The organism is Clostridium sp. CM028 (assembly GCF_030585565.1).
In the GTDB taxonomy this organism is placed as follows: Bacteria; Bacillota; Clostridia; order Clostridiales; family Clostridiaceae; genus Clostridium_AD; species Clostridium_AD estertheticum_B.
Window position 1 is genome coordinate 357,990 of sequence record NZ_CP077766.1, and the last position, 17,120, is coordinate 375,109.

At 31.2% G+C, this 17,120-nt stretch carries 19 protein-coding genes; 15 read left to right on the plus strand and 4 right to left on the minus strand.

Translation table 11 applies throughout. From position 1 onward, the window contains the following. Positions 1-11: 11 nt before the first annotated feature. Genes spoVAC through spoVAE form a run of 3 tightly spaced genes read left to right on the plus strand, consistent with a single transcriptional unit; the run spans position 12 to position 1,847 of the window. Positions 12-464, plus strand: coding sequence for a stage V sporulation protein AC (gene spoVAC / locus KTC94_RS01725; RefSeq protein ID WP_165413397.1), 453 nt, complete (start codon positions 12-14; stop codon positions 462-464). Positions 465-470: 6 nt separating this feature from the next. Next, on the plus strand, positions 471-1,487 hold the full coding sequence (spoVAD, locus tag KTC94_RS01730) for a stage V sporulation protein AD (RefSeq protein ID WP_216303694.1): 1,017 nt from the start codon (positions 471-473) through the stop codon (positions 1,485-1,487). Continuing rightward, positions 1,488-1,847: a stage V sporulation protein AE gene (gene spoVAE / locus KTC94_RS01735; protein ID WP_165413399.1), complete on the plus strand. Its 360-nt coding sequence runs from the start codon at positions 1,488-1,490 to the stop codon at positions 1,845-1,847. Positions 1,848-1,893: 46 nt separating this feature from the next. Here the strand turns inward: spoVAE and KTC94_RS01740 are convergent, their stop codons facing one another. Then, positions 1,894-4,275, minus strand: a complete 2,382-nt coding sequence (locus tag KTC94_RS01740; RefSeq protein WP_220319530.1) for a transglycosylase domain-containing protein — start codon at positions 4,273-4,275, stop codon at positions 1,894-1,896. Positions 4,276-4,493: 218 nt separating this feature from the next. On the opposite strand from KTC94_RS01740, the gene yunB reads away from it, so the two are divergent. Beyond that, positions 4,494-5,171, plus strand: a complete 678-nt coding sequence (gene yunB, locus KTC94_RS01745) for a sporulation protein YunB (RefSeq protein ID WP_165413401.1) — start codon at positions 4,494-4,496, stop codon at positions 5,169-5,171. 181 nt (positions 5,172-5,352) lie between these two features. Here the strand turns inward: yunB and hpt are convergent, their stop codons facing one another. After that, on the minus strand, positions 5,353-5,877 hold the full coding sequence (gene hpt / locus KTC94_RS01750) for a hypoxanthine phosphoribosyltransferase (RefSeq protein WP_165413402.1): 525 nt from the start codon (positions 5,875-5,877) through the stop codon (positions 5,353-5,355). Positions 5,878-5,998: 121 nt separating this feature from the next. Between hpt and hflX the strand changes: the two genes are divergently transcribed. The 11 genes from hflX (at position 5,999) to KTC94_RS01805 (ending at position 16,129) form a co-directional block, all read left to right on the plus strand. After that, positions 5,999-7,786 (plus strand): GTPase HflX, encoded by a 1,788-nt coding sequence (hflX, locus tag KTC94_RS01755; RefSeq protein WP_220319531.1) that lies wholly within the window; start codon positions 5,999-6,001, stop codon positions 7,784-7,786. 111 nt (positions 7,787-7,897) lie between these two features. After that, entirely contained in the window at positions 7,898-8,398 is a 501-nt protein-coding gene (locus KTC94_RS01760; protein WP_216302768.1) for a hypothetical protein, read from the plus strand. Positions 8,399-8,552: 154 nt separating this feature from the next. Continuing rightward, entirely contained in the window at positions 8,553-8,774 is a 222-nt protein-coding gene (locus KTC94_RS01765; protein WP_165413405.1) for a hypothetical protein, read from the plus strand. Positions 8,775-8,847: 73 nt separating this feature from the next. Further along, positions 8,848-9,744, plus strand: coding sequence for a nucleotidyltransferase domain-containing protein (locus KTC94_RS01770; protein ID WP_216302769.1), 897 nt, complete (start codon positions 8,848-8,850; stop codon positions 9,742-9,744). A gap of 26 nt (positions 9,745-9,770) precedes the next feature. After that, positions 9,771-11,177, plus strand: a complete 1,407-nt coding sequence (locus KTC94_RS01775; RefSeq protein ID WP_165413407.1) for a PLP-dependent aminotransferase family protein — start codon at positions 9,771-9,773, stop codon at positions 11,175-11,177. A gap of 33 nt (positions 11,178-11,210) precedes the next feature. After that, positions 11,211-11,870 carry a HEAT repeat domain-containing protein gene (locus tag KTC94_RS01780; RefSeq protein WP_220319532.1) on the plus strand — a complete coding sequence of 220 codons (660 nt, stop codon included), beginning with the start codon at positions 11,211-11,213 and terminating at the stop codon, positions 11,868-11,870. A gap of 65 nt (positions 11,871-11,935) precedes the next feature. Then, on the plus strand, positions 11,936-12,601 hold the full coding sequence (locus KTC94_RS01785; RefSeq protein WP_165413409.1) for a YigZ family protein: 666 nt from the start codon (positions 11,936-11,938) through the stop codon (positions 12,599-12,601). Between the two features lie 201 nt (positions 12,602-12,802). After that, on the plus strand, positions 12,803-13,543 hold the full coding sequence (locus KTC94_RS01790; RefSeq protein WP_220287813.1) for a YebC/PmpR family DNA-binding transcriptional regulator: 741 nt from the start codon (positions 12,803-12,805) through the stop codon (positions 13,541-13,543). Positions 13,544-13,807: 264 nt separating this feature from the next. Next, on the plus strand, positions 13,808-14,158 hold the full coding sequence (locus KTC94_RS01795) for a hypothetical protein (protein WP_220319533.1): 351 nt from the start codon (positions 13,808-13,810) through the stop codon (positions 14,156-14,158). Positions 14,159-14,540: 382 nt separating this feature from the next. Continuing rightward, positions 14,541-15,602 (plus strand): hypothetical protein, encoded by a 1,062-nt coding sequence (locus tag KTC94_RS01800; RefSeq protein WP_220319534.1) that lies wholly within the window; start codon positions 14,541-14,543, stop codon positions 15,600-15,602. A 314-nt stretch (positions 15,603-15,916) separates the two neighbouring features. Further along, complete coding sequence (locus tag KTC94_RS01805) at positions 15,917-16,129, plus strand: DUF3006 domain-containing protein (RefSeq protein WP_220286588.1); 213 nt, start codon at positions 15,917-15,919, stop codon at positions 16,127-16,129. Positions 16,130-16,213: 84 nt separating this feature from the next. Here the strand turns inward: KTC94_RS01805 and KTC94_RS01810 are convergent, their stop codons facing one another. Together KTC94_RS01810 and KTC94_RS01815 are read right to left on the minus strand one after the other, a co-directional pair. Further along, the gene (locus tag KTC94_RS01810) at positions 16,214-16,660 is read right to left on the minus strand and encodes an Rrf2 family transcriptional regulator (RefSeq protein WP_165414603.1); all 447 of its coding nucleotides are present in this window, start codon (positions 16,658-16,660) and stop codon (positions 16,214-16,216) included. Between the two features lie 135 nt (positions 16,661-16,795). Continuing rightward, positions 16,796-17,095 (minus strand): hypothetical protein, encoded by a 300-nt coding sequence (locus KTC94_RS01815; RefSeq protein WP_165414604.1) that lies wholly within the window; start codon positions 17,093-17,095, stop codon positions 16,796-16,798. Positions 17,096-17,120: the final 25 nt, after the last annotated feature.

Consider the following 17,120-nt stretch of genomic DNA (forward strand, 5'->3'; position numbering starts at 1 on the left):
GAGGACATTTCATGAAAGTGGAAGAAAAAACTATAAGAAAAAAATTTGATAAACTTAATTCTAATAACATCCCTAAACCTAATTTAGGATTGCATTGTTTTAATGCTTTTTGGGTTGGAGGCTTAATATGTGTAATAGGACAATTTATCAGTGACATTTTTTCTGGAATTGGTATTCCTAAAGATGAGGTAGGCACATATGTATCTATAGTTATGGTTTTTCTGGGAGCTGTGCTTACTGGCATAGGGGTATATGATAAGCTAGGTGATTTTGCAGGAGCAGGTTCTGTTGTGCCAATTACAGGGTTTGCAAATTCAATCGTTTCACCAGCAATGGAATTTAAAAAAGAGGGTTTTGTTTTTGGTGTTGCAGCTAAAATGTTTACTATTGCAGGGCCCGTTTTAGTATATGGAATAGGGTCATCTGTAATTGTAGGAATTTTATATTATTTTTTAAGGTGGTGATTTAAAATGGGTAGAAGAATTGGTCTTCAAACAGTAGAAATCGAAAGTAAACCTAGAATTATCAGTACATATAATATAGTTGGGCCTAAGGAAGGGCAGGGACCATTAAAAGAGTATTTTGACCGGATTTTAGAAGATGATCTTAATGGAACTGAAAGCTTTGAAAAAGCTGAAACTAGTTTATTATATACTGCTGTATCAGAGGGCATAAAAAAAGCAAAACTAAAAGAAGTTGATATAAATTATCTACTAGCAGGTGATTTATTAAATCAGTTATCTTCTTCATGTTTTGCAGCTAGAGATTTGAATATACCATTCCTAGGACTTTATGGAGCTTGCTCAACTATGGCAGAGTCTTTAAGCGTTGCTTCAATGATAATGGAGGGTGGGCTGGCTAATTATGTTATAGCAGCTACTTCATCACATTTCTCATCAGCTGAAAGGCAATTTAGATTGCCACTGGAAATGGGAAGTCAGAGAGCTCCAACAGCGCAATGGACCGTTACAGGTGCAGGAGCAATGATTTTGGGAAAAAAAGGTAAATTTCCATATGTTACCCATGTTACAACTGGAAAGGTCAAAGATTATGGAATAATTGATGTGAATAATATGGGAGTTGCAATGGCGCCAGCGGCTGTAGACACTATTAAACAACATTTTATGGACACGGGTCGAAAGCCTTCGGATTATGATATTATAGCTACTGGAGATTTGGGCATTATAGGAAGAGAATTTACAGAAAAACTATTACTAGAATATAAGTACGATATGAAGGGTCATTACATTGACTGTGGTGAGGAAATTTTCGATGCGCAGACCCAAGGAACTAATGCGGGTGGTAGTGGGTGTGGATGTTCTGCAGTGGTTGCAACAGGGTACTTACTAAAAAATATGCTAAAGGGAAAATTTAAAAGAATACTACTAGTTTCCACAGGTGCACTTTTAAGTTCAACTTCACCGCTTCAAGGAGAAACAATACCAGGAATTGCTCATGCCGTTTCAATAGAGTTTGGGGGTGAATAAATGAATAATTATATTATGTCTTTTATAGTTGGAGGGATAATTTGCATAATAGGTCAAATACTTATGGACACTACTAAATTAACTCCAGCTAGAATACTAGTTTTATTTGTAACTGCTGGTGTAATATTAGGTGCATTAAATATATATGATGTGGTGATAAAATATGGAAAAGCAGGTGGAAGTATACCTCTTCCTGGGTTTGGGTATAGTTTAGCTAAAAGTGTAATGAAGGAAGTAGATGAAGTTGGTATTATAGGAGCATTTACAGGAGGTATAAAGGGTACTGCGGGCGGTATTACTGCTGCAATTTTCTTTGGATATATTATGGCGTTGTTATTCAATCCTAAAACTAAAGGGTAATAAAAAACTACTATCAAATATTTGATAGTAGTTTTTTATTTATGTGTTAAGGCTTAGTAAAATAGTTACCTTTAGTTTTAGGAATGCTAGCTTTAGGAGTGGCAACTGGGGGGAATATACTATTATTTGAAAAGGTGTCAACTGCTGTTGGTAATACATAAGCAGAGTCCTCTAGAAATACATTAGGTGTATAATTTCTCTTTATAAAAACTTTTGTTTCAATTTTTCCAGGTGGCGTAAATTCTGATGCAAGAACATATTTACCACTTGGGTCTTTGATAACCTTAGCCAAAACATGTATGTTATCAAGGGATGTAGGTTGAGTTCCATCAATAAATAGTTCGGAGTAAACTCTATTGCCTCTTGGGTCTGCATAAGTTAAATCAGTAGGTATATCACCTGAATCTTTTGATACGGAATAGGGAGATATACCAGAAGGCATTTCTAAGTTTTTCACTGGAAGAGACGTATGGGCTTTTTTCATAATATTTCCCCATAGTGAAGCGGCATCATTACTTCCAATATTTTTAAGTTCATCTCCCTTATCGGTTCCAATCCAAACAGCTGTAGAGTAATATGGAGTTAAACCAACAAACCACAGATTCTTAGAATCGGAAGAAGTACCAGTTTTACCTCTGACTGGCATGTCGCCAAAAACAGCATTTGTTCCAGTACCACCAGGATTTACAGGTCCTTTTAATAAATCATATATAATGTATGCACTTTGAGGAGATAAAACAGGTTTTGTTTCAAGTTTTGTTTCAAGCAATACTTTACCAGATCTATCGACTACTTTAGTGTATAATCTGGGAGTTGTACGTAGCCCATTGTTACCAAAAACACCATATGCCGCTGACATAGTGAGAGGATTAGTGCCTTTATAAGTACCACCATCTAATTGTCCAAGGGCCATAGCAGATATACTATTCTTATCTTGGTCATCTAACTGCAACCCAAACTTTTCGCCATAAGAAACGCCAGTTTTAAGACCAATCATATCCTCAATTTTAACAGCTGCAACATTAACAGAATATTTTAAGCAATCTCTAAGAGGTAAATATCCCTTATATCCAAGCGGGGAATTTCTAGGATTATAAGGAGGTGTACCTGGAGCAGAATATTTCTTGCCAATGTCTTCAGGTATAGGTGAATCTTCAATAATAGTAGAAGCTGTAGCTGTTTTTGAATCGATAGCTGGACCATATACGGTTAGTGGCTTAATGCTTGATCCAGGAGCCTTTAAGTAGTCATTCGACGCACCTCTGTTATAAGACATAGGAACTTGGTCACCACGTCCACCTATAATAGTTTTAACTTCACCTGTATGATAATCTGTGATAACACAGGCTGCCTGGAGGCCTGCTTGCGTTGATTTCATAGGATCATCAATTAGTTTCTGTGATGCATTTTGCATATCTCTATTCATGGTTGTATAAATTTTTACACCATCGTACATAAGCATTGAATATGCTTCCTTTTTACTAATATTATTTTGTTTCATTAAATCCTCAGCAACCTGTAGGAGTACAGGTCTTGAGAAGTACTCATAGTTCATTTTGTTTGCATCTTTTTGTGAAAAACTAAAATTTAAATCTTCAGCCATAGCTGAATCAAATTGTTCTTTGCTGATTTTGCCACTATTGTACATATTATCAAGAACGGCCTTTGTTCTATTTGAATCAAAAGCTTCTTTATTTTTATTTGATTTAGATGCCAAATTATATGAAACACTAGGATTTTGTGCAGCGCTAGCAAGAAAAGCGCATTGTTTTAAGGTCAAATCTTCAACAGATTTGTTAAAATATTGATGAGAGGCTGCTTCTACACCATGAGCATTTCCTCCTAGAAAAATAGTGTTCATATAAGTCTCTAAAATTTGAGACTTGGTTAAAACTTTTTCAATTTGTAAGGATAAAGACATTTCTTGAATTTTTCTCTTTATAGAAGTTCTGTTTTCCATAGAATCTTCTAAAAACACTCTATACTTAACTAATTGTTGAGTTATAGTTGAAGCGCCCTGGAGACTTTGACCGCTACCAGCTATTTTTATCTTTATATCATTAAAAATAGCACCACCAAGTCTTTTTAAGTCAACACCTGGGTGTGTTTGAAATCTAACATCTTCAATACTTATAAATGAATCCTGAAGGATGACCGGAACTTTATTAATAGGTACATTAATTCTTCTTTGTGAAATAACATATTCATCCATAGTCTTTCCAGAATCGTCTAATAACATTGTAATCTCATCCAATTTTAAAAATTCATTAATATCTAAGATAGGAGCTGTCTTAATCATAGCTAGAACTGCTCCTCCAATAACTACACTGCTTACTAAGGCTATAATTAGAAAAGTAAAAACAAGGGTTCTAAAAACATGTTTCTCAGTTTCTTTTTTCTTTTTTTTATTAGGTTCTTCTTTTTCCATTAAGTATCCTCCTTGCATTTCTCAGGAGCTGAAAACACTTATTAAGTAGCTTTCCGCCTTCTAAAAATTCATCTTGTTTAACTATAATTAGCTTTTAATATTATACCATATAATCATGGTATTTATTTGAATGTGGCTTAATATAGAATATTGAGTTTGAGTTGGATATTTAAATTCTTTACCGTAAAAAAGTTACATATAATAGCATATAACCTTAGATGGAGGTAATAAATATCAAAAATAAAATTAAAGTTAGGATATTAATAATTATAGCCATAATTATGATAAATTTTACAATATTCATATACATTTTTGATAAAACCGTAATGCCAACGGTAATGGCGGTAGCGGATGCGGAAATGAGAGCAAAGGCTACAGAGATTGTAAATAGATCAATTATTAGTGAATATTCCAAGCAATTTAACTACGACCAGGTTATAAGAGTGGATAAAGATTCACAGGGGAATATTGTAATGCTAAAAGCGGATACTCTAAAAATGAATAAAATAGCATGTGATGTTGCTTTAGAATCCCAAAAGGAACTTATGAAATTGGGGGAGGTTGGTATGAAAATCCCAATAGGTTATATAACAAGAAATAGTATTTTATCTTATTATGGCCCTAAAGTAACCATAAAAATGCAGCCGATAGGCCATGTAGAAACTAAATATTCTTCTGAGTTTGAAAGTGCAGGTATAAATCAAACAAGGCATAAAATTTATGTTAAAGTAAAAACTACCGTTAAAGTAATTGCGCCTTTAAAAAGTAATGATATCGAAGTAGCTAATGAAGTACCAATTGCTGAAACTATTATAGTGGGAAAAACACCTAATACTGCAGTTCAATTAGATTTAAATGGTACAGATTTTAAACTGGGCAATAGTGGTAGTGATTAACAAAAATATAAAAAATAAAGTACGCTATTAATAATAACGTACTTTATTTTTATAAACTAACAATATGTATTTAAGAAGTATTGAAAAAGTGAGTTATTAAATAATCTCCTGCGGAGCTGCAATATTAACGACTTTCCCTCTGAAATGTCATTAATATGGACTTCTCTGATATAGAAGGTTATTAGTCTTCCCAATTAAATACGTATGGTATATTCCTATAGTAATCTCCGTAATTCAATCCATACCCAACTACAAAAAGATCTGGAATTTCAAAACAACAATAATCAGGTGTTATCTCAATTTTTCTTCTAAGTGGTTTATCTAAAAGAACGCAAGATTTAACGCTGGTGGCACCTAAAGACTTAACGTGAGCCACAACGAAATCCATAGTTATTCCAGTATCAACAATATCATCTACTATTAATACATCAAAACCTTCAATATTGTCAGGAATATCATTTATAACATTAATTGATCCACAAGACTCTTCACCATCACCATAGCTTGAAGTTGTCATAAATCCTATTTTTGTAGGCACAGTAATTTGACGCACAAGGTCTGCGGTATATATAAAGCTACCTCTTAATAATGAAAGAATATATAATTTTTTTTCGCAATAATCTTTCGAAATCTCAGCACCAAGTTGCTCTATTCTTTCATCAATTTGGTCTTTAGTTATAAGAATATTTCTTTTTTTATTATCCAATGTTAATCCCACCCTCTATATATATTTACATTAATGCTTTAATGGTATAAAATTATATGAAAGTTGTCAAGTATAAGTATAAGGATACTTGTTAAATATTATTAGAATGGAGTGATTTACGTTGATATATGGAAATATTGGTGGAGTTAAAAATTCAATTTTAAATAAATTGGAAAATGCTTGCGATATAACGGTTTCCAAAGATTGCATTTTGTCTGAAGAATTGGTAGACATACTAGTCGAGGTAACAAAAGATTTGGATAGAGAAATTAGCGCTGCAATTGATAGAAAAGGTAAAATAATTAGTATGGCAATTGGTGATAGTAGTACAGTGGAATTGCCTATAATCGATATAAGAGAAGGTCGATTATCGGGGGTTAAAGTAGTACACACTCACCCAAATGGTAATTCAAGATTATCTGCGCTGGATATGTCAGCTTTAACAAAATTAAAGTTAGATTGTATAGTAGCTATTGGTATAGGAGAAAAAGAGAATTTAAAGTATAACATAGGTTTTTGTGGAATAGAAAAGAGCATTTTAATAGAAGAAGAAATAGGACCAATAACTATAAATGAAGTAATGGAATATGATATTTTAGACAAAATTAGATATATTGAAAAATTAATGAAAACAAGTGAAATTGTTGAGGATGATTCAGAACGAGCTATTTTAGTAGGAATAGAAAGTGAAGATGATTTAGTAGAACTTGCAGAACTTGCAAAAGCATGTAATGTAGAAACTATAGATACAGTACTTCAGAATAGACATAAAATAGATTCGGCTTTATATATAGGTAGAGGTAAAGCAGAAGAGGTAGCTGGTCTTAGGCAAGCAATAAGAGCGAATATAGTAATCTTTGATGATGAATTATCAGGCTCTCAAGTTAGAAATTTGGAGGAAGTACTTGGATGTAAAGTTATAGACAGAACTACACTAATACTAGAAATATTTGCACGAAGAGCAAGAACTAGGGAAGCAAAAATTCAAGTTGAACTTGCACAATTAAAATATAGATTACCACGTTTAACAGGACTTGGAACTATACTATCAAGAACAGGTGCGGGAATTGGAACAAGAGGACCTGGAGAGAAAAAATTAGAAATAGATAAAAGGCGAATAAGAGAAGGTATCTATGAATTAAATAAAGAACTTGAAAAAATAAGAAATACTAGAAATGTGCAAAGAGAAAAGAGAAGTCGCGATAGCATTTCAAAAGTATCTTTAGTTGGATACACTAATTCTGGAAAATCAACACTTAGAAATGCATTATGCGATGTAGCAGCATTAAAAAGTATTGTGCAAAAAGAAAAAGTGTTTGAAGCAGATATGCTTTTTGCAACTCTAGATGTAACAACAAGAGCACTACTATTGCCTGATAATAGAGTGGCAGCAGTAACTGACACAGTAGGTTTTATAAGGAAACTTCCCCATGATTTAGTAGAGGCCTTTAAATCAACCCTTGAAGAAGTTGTATATTCAGATTTGTTGCTGCACGTGGTAGATGCATCATCTGAAAACGCAGTACTACAAATAGAGGCTGTAGATGGGGTTCTAAGAGAATTAAACGCAATTGATAAGCCAACAATATTGGTGTTGAATAAAATTGACAAAGCCTCACAAGAAAATATTTTGAAAATCAAAGAAAAATATAAGAATTTGAAATCAATTGAAATATCGGCTAAAGATGGTACAAATTTGGAGGAACTTCTAAAAGAAACTTGTAAAGACCTTCCATATACTCTTAAAAAATTTAAGGTGCTTATTCCATATACTGATCAGGCAATAGTGGCATATTTGCATAGAGGATCAAAGGTTGATACAGAAGAGTATATTGAAGAAGGAACGCTTATGTCAGTACAAGGGGACGACGAAGTTTATAATAAGTGTGAAAAATATATTTTAGTGTAGTTGAAATTTCTTTTTTATAAAAAAATCTTCATAAGTGTAATAAAGTCAATGGGCATCTTATATAATTTAATATTAGGTCCGAAGCATTTATCAAAGAACTTAGGAGTAGATATGGGAGAAGAAAAATCAAATCCAGATAATGAAAAGAGAAAAAACAAAAAAATAAATCAGTATAACGTCAATAAACTAATTAAAAAAATTATAAATGATATTAATGAACAAGATAAGGTACCCAATGATGGTCAATTTGATACCTGTGACATATGTGACATATCCAATAATTTTGACGTTAAATCATTAGCAGATAAGGTTGTAAATATAAATGTTTTAAGATTCGAATTAGATAGATTGCAACTAGATTTTAAAGCAAGTGCGTATTTTGAAAATGACATAAGACCGTTAATAGACACTCTATATACATTAGGCCTTGCATCTATTAATTTTTCAACCGCTGCAAGTAATATGTCGAATACAAATTTTGGACGCAGTTCAGAAATAAAAAATGCTCTAGGTTTAGCTGAAGACGTTAATGAAATTTCTGAAGATTTAATTAAAGTGTTAAGATGTAAAGTTGATAACATGCTGAAATTATCAAAGCATGATTGTAAATAATCTTCATAATGATAAGGAGAACAGGGTTATTAATATTAAACTTGATTCTCTTTATTTTTTTATTAGAAAATTATATGCTTTTCTTTTTTTTATTAAGATTATTATAATAAAAACTGGTAAAAATAGATATGATAATGAATTTGGAGGTAATATCATGAAAAAAATATGTCCTGTTTGCAATAATTTAGAAAGGAATATTTGTAATTGTGAAAAATGTAGTGCTATAATGAACGATAAAGGAATAATACAAGAATTTTATGATGATTATACTGCTAATATGGAGATTGATGACAAAGATCAGTTTTGTGTTCATATATATCAGTGCAGTAATTGTGATTTTTATGAGAGAATTAAAGTTAATAAAATATTCATTTAGGAATTTGATTTTTAAGACACCTAAACATATTTTAAAATTATAAGGCACATAAAAACTTGGGGGAGGCAAGGAAATGATGAAAACTATTTTGCAATATCAGAAAGCTTTTAATAGTGTAGTAGATAGAATAAAAATCGACGAATCTGTTTTATCAGTAATGGTTTTTGGAAGTATGGTAACAGGCGATTTGTGGGAAGAATCAGATATTGATATTTTCGTAATTGTCAGGGAGAAATTCAGTGAGATTAGGGACATATATGCACAAGAGAAGGGTGTTCCTATTCATATTAAACTCATGGGTAAGGAAAAATTCATACAACTTTATTCTGATAATCTAAAGGGCGGATATATACATAGAATTTTCTCATCCTCAAGACTTATATTCTCAAAAGATATGGATATAACAGTAAGGTACGACGGTGGTAGATTTTTCCCGGATGTAGATAGAGAGCGATGGGGAATGTGTTTCCTAGGAAAACTCTTAAAAGATATTGGCGTATGTAAAAAATATTTATCAAGTGATGGTGTATATACGGCCTATAGTACTGCGATAAGATGTATAGAGAAGTATTCAAGATTATTTGTCAACTCGTCGGGATATATGATTAGTAAGGATGTAATGACTATGGCGCTTAATTTAAATGAAGACTTTAAACTTTGCGTTGATAAATTGTTTTTTGAAAAATCAAATACAGTGGAGACAATTCAAGAAACTATGACATTTTTAGAACAAAGCATAAACTCAAGTATTAAGAGTAATTGTAGCCTGCTTTTAAACTATATGAGAGAAAAAGATAAGTTTTTAAGTGCTGAGGAAATTATGACGGAGGATTTGTTTAAGGATTTTGATATAGAAATGGAAGAGTTGCTTAATAAACTTTGGGAAAGAAATATTATTAAAAAGGAAATTAGGGATTTTAAGATAAACAAGGATAAAATCTTATTTAATCAAAATGTTTACTTTGTTTAACATTTTCGGGATAGATAGGTGGAGATATGCATAAGTATGAAATTAAATTTATCTCCGAAATTCCTAAGTATATAGAGATATCAAAGCATATAAAAAAAATGATTGATGAAAATATGGTTGACGACGGTGAAAAATTACCCTCAATAAGGAAATTATCAAAACTGTTGGTGGTTAATGATGTTACCGTAGTTAGTGCTTATAAAAAACTTGAAGCTGAGGGCTATGCGTATCAAAAGATGGGGAGCGGAACTTACGCTAAACGAAGGGATACAAACAGTAAGTTTAAAAAGGAATATTCTAATACCTTAAAAAAAATTTCTGGTCAAGACCTAAAAAAATATATAGATTTTACAGGAGAAATTACAAGTAGTGAATATTTCCCTGTAACAGTCTTTAAAGACGTATTAAATGAGGTATTAGATAGAGATGGCACGGAAGCATTTGCCTATAAGGAATCTTTGGGGTATGAGGGACTTAGAAATAGTATAAGTAGTTTTTTTTGGGACAATAAGGTAAACACTGAAGATATATTGATTCTCTCAGGTGCGCAACAGGGTATTGATATAGTTTCAAAATCTATAATAAATGTTCATGATAACGTTGTTGTAGAAAAGCCGACCTATGGTGGGGCACTAACGGTCTTTAAATGGAGAAGGGCAAATATATTTGAAGTTGATATGTTAGAGGATGGTGTGAATTTACTTCAATTTGAAGAGATACTGAAAAAGAATAGGATAAAATGTTTTTATGCCATGAGTTATTTTCAAAATCCTACAGGGGCCACCTATAGTTTGGAGAAAAAGCTAAGAATATTAGAACTCGCAGAGTTATATGATTTTTATATCGTTGAAGACGATTATTTATCTGAACTAATATATGACCAAAAGCAATATAAGAGTTTTAAGAGCTTAGACATATTTGATAGAGTTATCTATATAAAGAGTTTTTCAAAGATATTTCTACCAGGAATAAGGCTCGGATACATGATATCACCAGAGAAATGCAAGGAGCATATTCAAAATTCCAAAATTAACACAGATATATCAACTTCAAGTCTTATGCAACGTGCTTTAGATTTATATATAAATAAGGATCTTTGGAAAGAACATATAAGTCGTCTAAATATGGCTTATAAGGACAAATATAACTTTATGATAACTTGTATAGAAAAAAACATGGGTGCAAAGGCTAGTTGTTATACCCCTGGAGGGGGAATTCATTTTTATTTTAAGATAGCTACTGGTTTGAAGATTAATTCCATGGAATTGTTTTATTTGTGTAAGCATAGAAAAGTTTTAATAACACCAGGGGTTTTATTTTATAAAAATGCTAAAGAAGGTAATGATTACTTTAGATTAAGTTTTTCAGAAATAAGAAAACCAGAAATAGAAGAAGGAATTAATATTATTTCAGAGATACTAAGTGGAAAGTAGAAAAAAATGGCTACAAGGTAAGGAGAGGAGCTTTTGAAAAAGGGATTAGTGGACGTTGATTGGTTGTGCATTAGCAAATATTCTAACGAAGAGATATCTTATTTCTTGTTTTTGGAAGGGAAAACTATGGAAGCCATATGTAAAATTAGAAACTTGGATAATGCCATTGTGCAAAAACACATTATAGATGGTAAAATAAAATATAGATTTTTAGTGCATAGCAATGATACTGATGAGCTTTTTAAGAGTATTGCTAAAGCAGGGAAAGAGGATAAAATTTATTTCTTGAATTCATTGGAAGAGGATAATAAAAATAAATTAACGCAGCTAATAAAAACGAGTTATGTGGAGATGCACCCTAAAGATAAAGAAGTCGCAGTTTGGATATTAGGAGAATTAAAAGAAAAATCTTGTTTAAACATTTTAATCAAAGCTTCCGTGCATAAATTCTTAAATGTACGGAGAATGGCAGTTTCAGCTATGGGTAAAATGGGAGATGCGAGAGCTGAAGGAGCATTACTTAGAGCCTTAGAGGATGAGAATCCACAAGTAATAAGCTATGCAATAAAATCTCTAGGTAAAATAAAAAGTGAAAAAGCTATTACAAAAATAAAATACATATATGACAACACAGAAAAAAAATACATAATTGATGCTGCTGAGAGGTTTTTATTACTAATGGAGCAAATATAAATAGAAATTAGAGTGGGATATTAAATTTTTATTTGGAATATTCAGTAATAGTTGGGAGAATTGAAATGGGTTACTTTACAATAAAAGATGAATCAATCGCTGAATTTAAAGAGAAAAAGTCCATTTTTATAGGACATGGAAAAAGGGTTGAAAGCGAAGATGAGGCTAAGGAATTTATCCAAGCGGTTAAAAATAAACACAAACAAGCAAGACACAATGTTTATGCCTATATAATTGGCGAAAACAGAGGGATACAAAGGTATAGTGACGATGGAGAGCCTCAAGGTACGGGAGGAATTCCTATGCTAGAAGTTTTGAAAAAAAGTGATATTACAGATGTAGCGGTGGTAGTTACCAGATATTTTGGAGGAATTCTTCTAGGCACTGGAGGCCTTGCAAGAGCATATTCGAAAGGTGCATCACTAGCTATTAAAGAGGCAGGGGTAGTGGAAAAGGTTGAAGGTATTTCAATAGATATACTAATTGAATACGATTTACTAGGGAAGCTACAACATGTCTGTGCTAAAGAAAATTTTTATATAGAGAACGTAGAATATACTGACAAAGTGAGGATTAAAATACTTTGTCAGTTTAGTAATCTAGAAAAATTAAGGGCAGAAATAACCCAGGTTACTTCAGGAAAAGCTCTGTTTTATGAAGAAGATCCAAAAATGTACTTCAAATTAGAACATAGATTATATGATAGTGAAATTATAAACTCTATCCTTTAACAATATTTCAGCTCCGCAGGAGATGACTTAACACATGTAAGAAAAGTATATATACTTTTCTTTTTTTATTTGAAAAACGCTTTATTTCTATGATATAATGGGAATGTAATGTATTTAAAACCAATTGATAGAAATATTGGTATTTATTAGAGAAGGTTAGAATATTTCATATGAAAAATAGTTAGTTGGGGGGGATATCAAATGTCAGGACATTCAAAATGGCATAACATACAACAGAAAAAAGGTAAGATTGATGTTATAAGAGGTAAGGTATTCACAAAATTAGGTAAAGAAATAATAATGGCAGCTAAAAATGGTGGGTCTAATTTAGATATTAATGCTCATCTTAGAGATGTAGTTGCAAAAGCTAAATCTAATAATATGTCTCAAGAGACAATAACTAGAGCAATAAAAAAAGGTGCCGGAGAGCTTGAAGGCGTAAACTATGAAGAAATAGTTTATGAAGGCTATGGAGCAGAAGGCGTTGCTATAGTAGTTAAGACGCTAACGGACAAGAAAAATAGAAGTGTGGCAACTGTAAGGCATGCTTTTGATAGACATGGTGGAAACATGGGAGCGGCTGGATGTGTAAGCTGGATGTTTGCTAAAAAAGGACAAATCATCATAGAAAGAAATGAAACTATGGATGAAGATGAGATAATGATGGTAGCATTAGAAGCGGGTGCAGAAGATTTTAATGCAGAAGAGGAAATGTTTGAAATAATTACAGCTGCAGAAACTTTTGGAGCTGTAAGAGAAGTGTTAGAAACAGCGGGTTTTGAATTTGCTTCTGCAGAGGTTACAATGATACCAGATAACATGATACCTATTAGCCTAGAAGGCGCCGGTAAAGTGCAAAGACTTATAGATGCACTTGAAGATGATGATGACGTGCAGGACGTTTATCACAATGCAGAGTACCCTGAGGAATTTGAGGGATAGATGGTTTGCAGGCAATCATCAGAAATTTAGATGTTTGTATAATGATATACATGTTACCGTAGAAAATTTAAGACAATGATATACTGAATTTAACCACTTTCAATAATAGATACACAATGTATCTGTTATTGGAGGTGTTTTTTTATTTTACAGAAAATATGGTGGTAAATATAAGAGGAATTTGTATAGTATCAAAAATAGTATATTTTAATTCAATTATCCTAATAATATAAAGAACAAATAATCTTAGGATGGTGTGTAAAAATGAAGAATGTAAAAATTGCTTCAACATTTATTATAATTAGTATATCTATTTTGCTATTTACTGCTTGTAATTCCATGAAGTCGCCGACTAATACTACTAAAAAAGCTATCCTTCCAACAGCAACAAAAACAATTTACTCTGACACTCTTAAAGGACTAGTTACGGCTAAGACAATAACACAAACCCAGTCAGATAAAGTAATGGAAGAGGCAACAAAAAATGTGTCGCAAGTTAAAGGTAGTATTAATAGATTAGGTACATTAGTAGAAAATCGTGTAATTACTCAAATACAAGCTGATAAAATAAACCAAGAAATTGAGAAAGGTATGAAAGGTATTGAGGGTAAGTAGCTAAGGGTAAGATTACCCGTAGAATAATAGGGGAGCTTAGAGATGAGCTTCTTTTTTTGTCGTGCAAAAAGGATGGTAATATACGAGACCCTATGAAAGAGTGCTCTAATGTAATATTTATATCACATTAGAGTAAAACTTAGTGGGAGTATAAATCTCCTTCTGAAGTCATTAATATTGCAGATTCGCAGGAGATGACTTACACAATTAGAGTAGGAGAAATACTACTTTCGTTCTTTAGTTTGCAAAAATATTAGGTTTACTAAGAAAGTTGATAAATCAATTAACCAAATTTTTCATAATTATAAAATATTATGTAAATTATGATATAATATGGATATGTAAGAACGGATAAAAAATAATTATATACGAGGTGGATAAGATGAAGTGTTTTAATAATTTCTTAAAAAATATGTTAATTAATGATTTAGAACGTAAGGCATATTATGAAAGTAAGAAAATATTAGAAAAAAGAAAGCCTATTTATGTATCAAGACAAAAATGGTTAAATATCCGTAAAGTCGCTATAGATGAATTTGTAGGAGAAAACAGAAATCCTAGAAATATTAGAGAACTTGAATTTAGTACATGCTATAAATTTTTAAATAATAATAAGCCTTCTTATATTAATAACAATGAATGGGATTATATATTGAAAAAATCTACAGAGGTATTAGAGGAACAAATCAAAAAAATAGTTATGGAAATAAACTATTACAATGATTTTTCAGTGCTTTTAGGTTTGAATAAACCTCAAAATATTAAGCAAGATATATGGAATATAATACAGAATAAAATTTTTGATGTATTTATATTATTAAAAAAATACAATGCTAGTCAATATTATTTTAATACAGATAAAATACTAGATTTATTAAAAGAAAAAAAACAAAATGGAATGTTAGAAGATAAGTGGCTGGATTATTATAATTTCTTAAAAGAGTTGTATTTACAAAATTTATTAAGTAAATTATATTCTATAAAGTCTCCAATTGAATTTATAAATAATCATCCACTAGAATATTTGGAAGACAAAAAAATTTATGAGTTAAAGCATGAGGCATATAGATTAGAACTACTTGCCTTTAAAATACTTTGTTATACTAAAAATCCGAAAGAATTAATTAAAAAGGAAAAACCTGCTTGGATTAAAGATATTGATTTTAAAATAATAGTATTAGATTTAAAGGGTAAAATTGAGATTGACGAAAAGAGAGAAGAATACAAAGAAAAACTACAATTGATTAATGGAATTTTAAAATGCAATAAATTACAGATGGATAGACCGAAAAATATAAATGAAGAAGACTGGTCATACTTATTTGATCTAGATAAAAGTATAAAAGATAAAATTGATAATAACAAGAAAAATGATATGGCGAAAAAACTAATTGAAGATGAAGAAGAAACAAAATATATGAAAAAAATCACAAATATATTATAGGATAATAAATTAGTACAATATATATTCGAATAAAATTTGTTCAATGATGGTATAACACCTTAGTGTATTGATTAATTATTAATACACTAAGGTAGGTTTAATATTAAACACCCTGTGGTTAATTCATCCCTTGAGAAAAAGTCAAAATAACTCAAAATAAGAGCGTTACAGTATATACTGTAACAGGTGAAAAGTATCACAGTGATGGTTGTAGATACTCAAAGAAAAGTAAAATGCATATGAATTTGAATAATGCAAAAGCGGGATATGAACCATGTAGCGTTTGGGGGGCACCTCGTTAAGGAGTTGATTGTATGAAAATAATAATAGATAGATTTGTTGGCTGTTATGCAGTATGTGAAAAAGAAGATAGAAGTATGATTGATATTAAAAGGATTAAATTACCTCATAGCGCTAAAGAAGGAGACGTACTTAGTATTGATAATGGTTTGATTACTATTGATACAATGGAAACTAAAAAAAGAATCAGAGAAATTGAAAAATTAACTGAAGATTTATGGGAATAGAATTAATCAAGGTGTTCTTTTATGTTAATGAAAATAAATGAAGAATAACAGCACCGGGATTTCCAAAGTGCTGTTATTCTTCATTTATATTATAAAGTCTAAGATATACTCATCATTTAGACTTTTATATTTTTCTACAAGATCTTGTAGCGTTACTGAATCCATAACTTTATTAATTTGTTCATTAACCTCTTGCCAAACTAGAGTGTTTATACAAACTTTTATGGTTTTATCAACACCTAAGGCACCACCATCATCTCCAGTAATATCTAAATCACCTTCAAGGGTTCTTAAAACTTCACCTACTGTGATTTTTGATGCTTCTTTTGATAGGGTATAACCACCCTGGGATCCTCTTGCACTTTTTACAAGATTAGCCTTTCTAAGTACTGAGAACACTTGTTCTAGATAATTTTCTGAGATTGACTGCCTTTCAGCGATAACCTTTAAGGGTATATAGTCTCCAAATGAATGCACAGCTATATCAACCATTGCCCTTAAACCGTATCTTCCTTTAGTAGAAATATTCATGGTAAGTTAATTCTCCTTATCTACACTAAAATATACATATTATGCATAATATAATATTTATTCATCAAACTATATACTACTATATTGAAAAGAATAAGTCAACTTAACCATGCCACAACGACACTTTCTGGGGAACTATAAATTTTCGAATTCATTTAATGTCTTTAATTTGCTCTCAACTTTAGCCTTTTCACTTCTTATATTATCTAATTGCTGTATTAGTTTTTTATTTTCTACTTTTATGTTTTTAGTTGAATTGTGTTTAAGACCTGTTTCTGAAAGTTCTAATGTATATTGAATTTCTTGCTCAAGCTTGCTTTTATAAGTTTCCTCAAATTCCTTCTCTACCTCAGTTAATTCTTCATTTAAAGTTGTTTTCATACTATCAATAACCTGCCTAGTAACTTCTGATTTAATTTGTTCTTCAGTTTTCATGATTATTTACCTCCTTATAGTTTAT

What these genes read in the sequence shown, in the direction of transcription:
- KTC94_RS01770 (WP_216302769.1), top strand. Translation starts at nt 8,848, where the DNA reads ATGATGAAAACTATTTTGCAATATCAGAAAGCTTTTAATAGTGTAGTA.
- spoVAE (WP_165413399.1), top strand. Translation starts at nt 1,488, where the DNA reads ATGAATAATTATATTATGTCTTTTATAGTTGGAGGGATAATTTGCATA.
- KTC94_RS01815 (WP_165414604.1), bottom strand. Translation starts at nt 17,095, where the DNA reads ATGAAAACTGAAGAACAAATTAAATCAGAAGTTACTAGGCAGGTTATT.
- KTC94_RS01790 (WP_220287813.1), top strand. Translation starts at nt 12,803, where the DNA reads ATGTCAGGACATTCAAAATGGCATAACATACAACAGAAAAAAGGTAAG.
- yunB (WP_165413401.1), top strand. Translation starts at nt 4,494, where the DNA reads ATGGAGGTAATAAATATCAAAAATAAAATTAAAGTTAGGATATTAATA.
- spoVAC (WP_165413397.1), top strand. Translation starts at nt 12, where the DNA reads ATGAAAGTGGAAGAAAAAACTATAAGAAAAAAATTTGATAAACTTAAT.
- KTC94_RS01740 (WP_220319530.1), bottom strand. Translation starts at nt 4,275, where the DNA reads ATGGAAAAAGAAGAACCTAATAAAAAAAAGAAAAAAGAAACTGAGAAA.
- KTC94_RS01760 (WP_216302768.1), top strand. Translation starts at nt 7,898, where the DNA reads ATGGGAGAAGAAAAATCAAATCCAGATAATGAAAAGAGAAAAAACAAA.
- KTC94_RS01795 (WP_220319533.1), top strand. Translation starts at nt 13,808, where the DNA reads ATGAAGAATGTAAAAATTGCTTCAACATTTATTATAATTAGTATATCT.
- KTC94_RS01800 (WP_220319534.1), top strand. Translation starts at nt 14,541, where the DNA reads ATGAAGTGTTTTAATAATTTCTTAAAAAATATGTTAATTAATGATTTA.
- KTC94_RS01765 (WP_165413405.1), top strand. Translation starts at nt 8,553, where the DNA reads ATGAAAAAAATATGTCCTGTTTGCAATAATTTAGAAAGGAATATTTGT.
- KTC94_RS01810 (WP_165414603.1), bottom strand. Translation starts at nt 16,660, where the DNA reads ATGAATATTTCTACTAAAGGAAGATACGGTTTAAGGGCAATGGTTGAT.
- KTC94_RS01785 (WP_165413409.1), top strand. Translation starts at nt 11,936, where the DNA reads ATGGGTTACTTTACAATAAAAGATGAATCAATCGCTGAATTTAAAGAG.
- KTC94_RS01805 (WP_220286588.1), top strand. Translation starts at nt 15,917, where the DNA reads ATGAAAATAATAATAGATAGATTTGTTGGCTGTTATGCAGTATGTGAA.
- spoVAD (WP_216303694.1), top strand. Translation starts at nt 471, where the DNA reads ATGGGTAGAAGAATTGGTCTTCAAACAGTAGAAATCGAAAGTAAACCT.
- KTC94_RS01775 (WP_165413407.1), top strand. Translation starts at nt 9,771, where the DNA reads ATGCATAAGTATGAAATTAAATTTATCTCCGAAATTCCTAAGTATATA.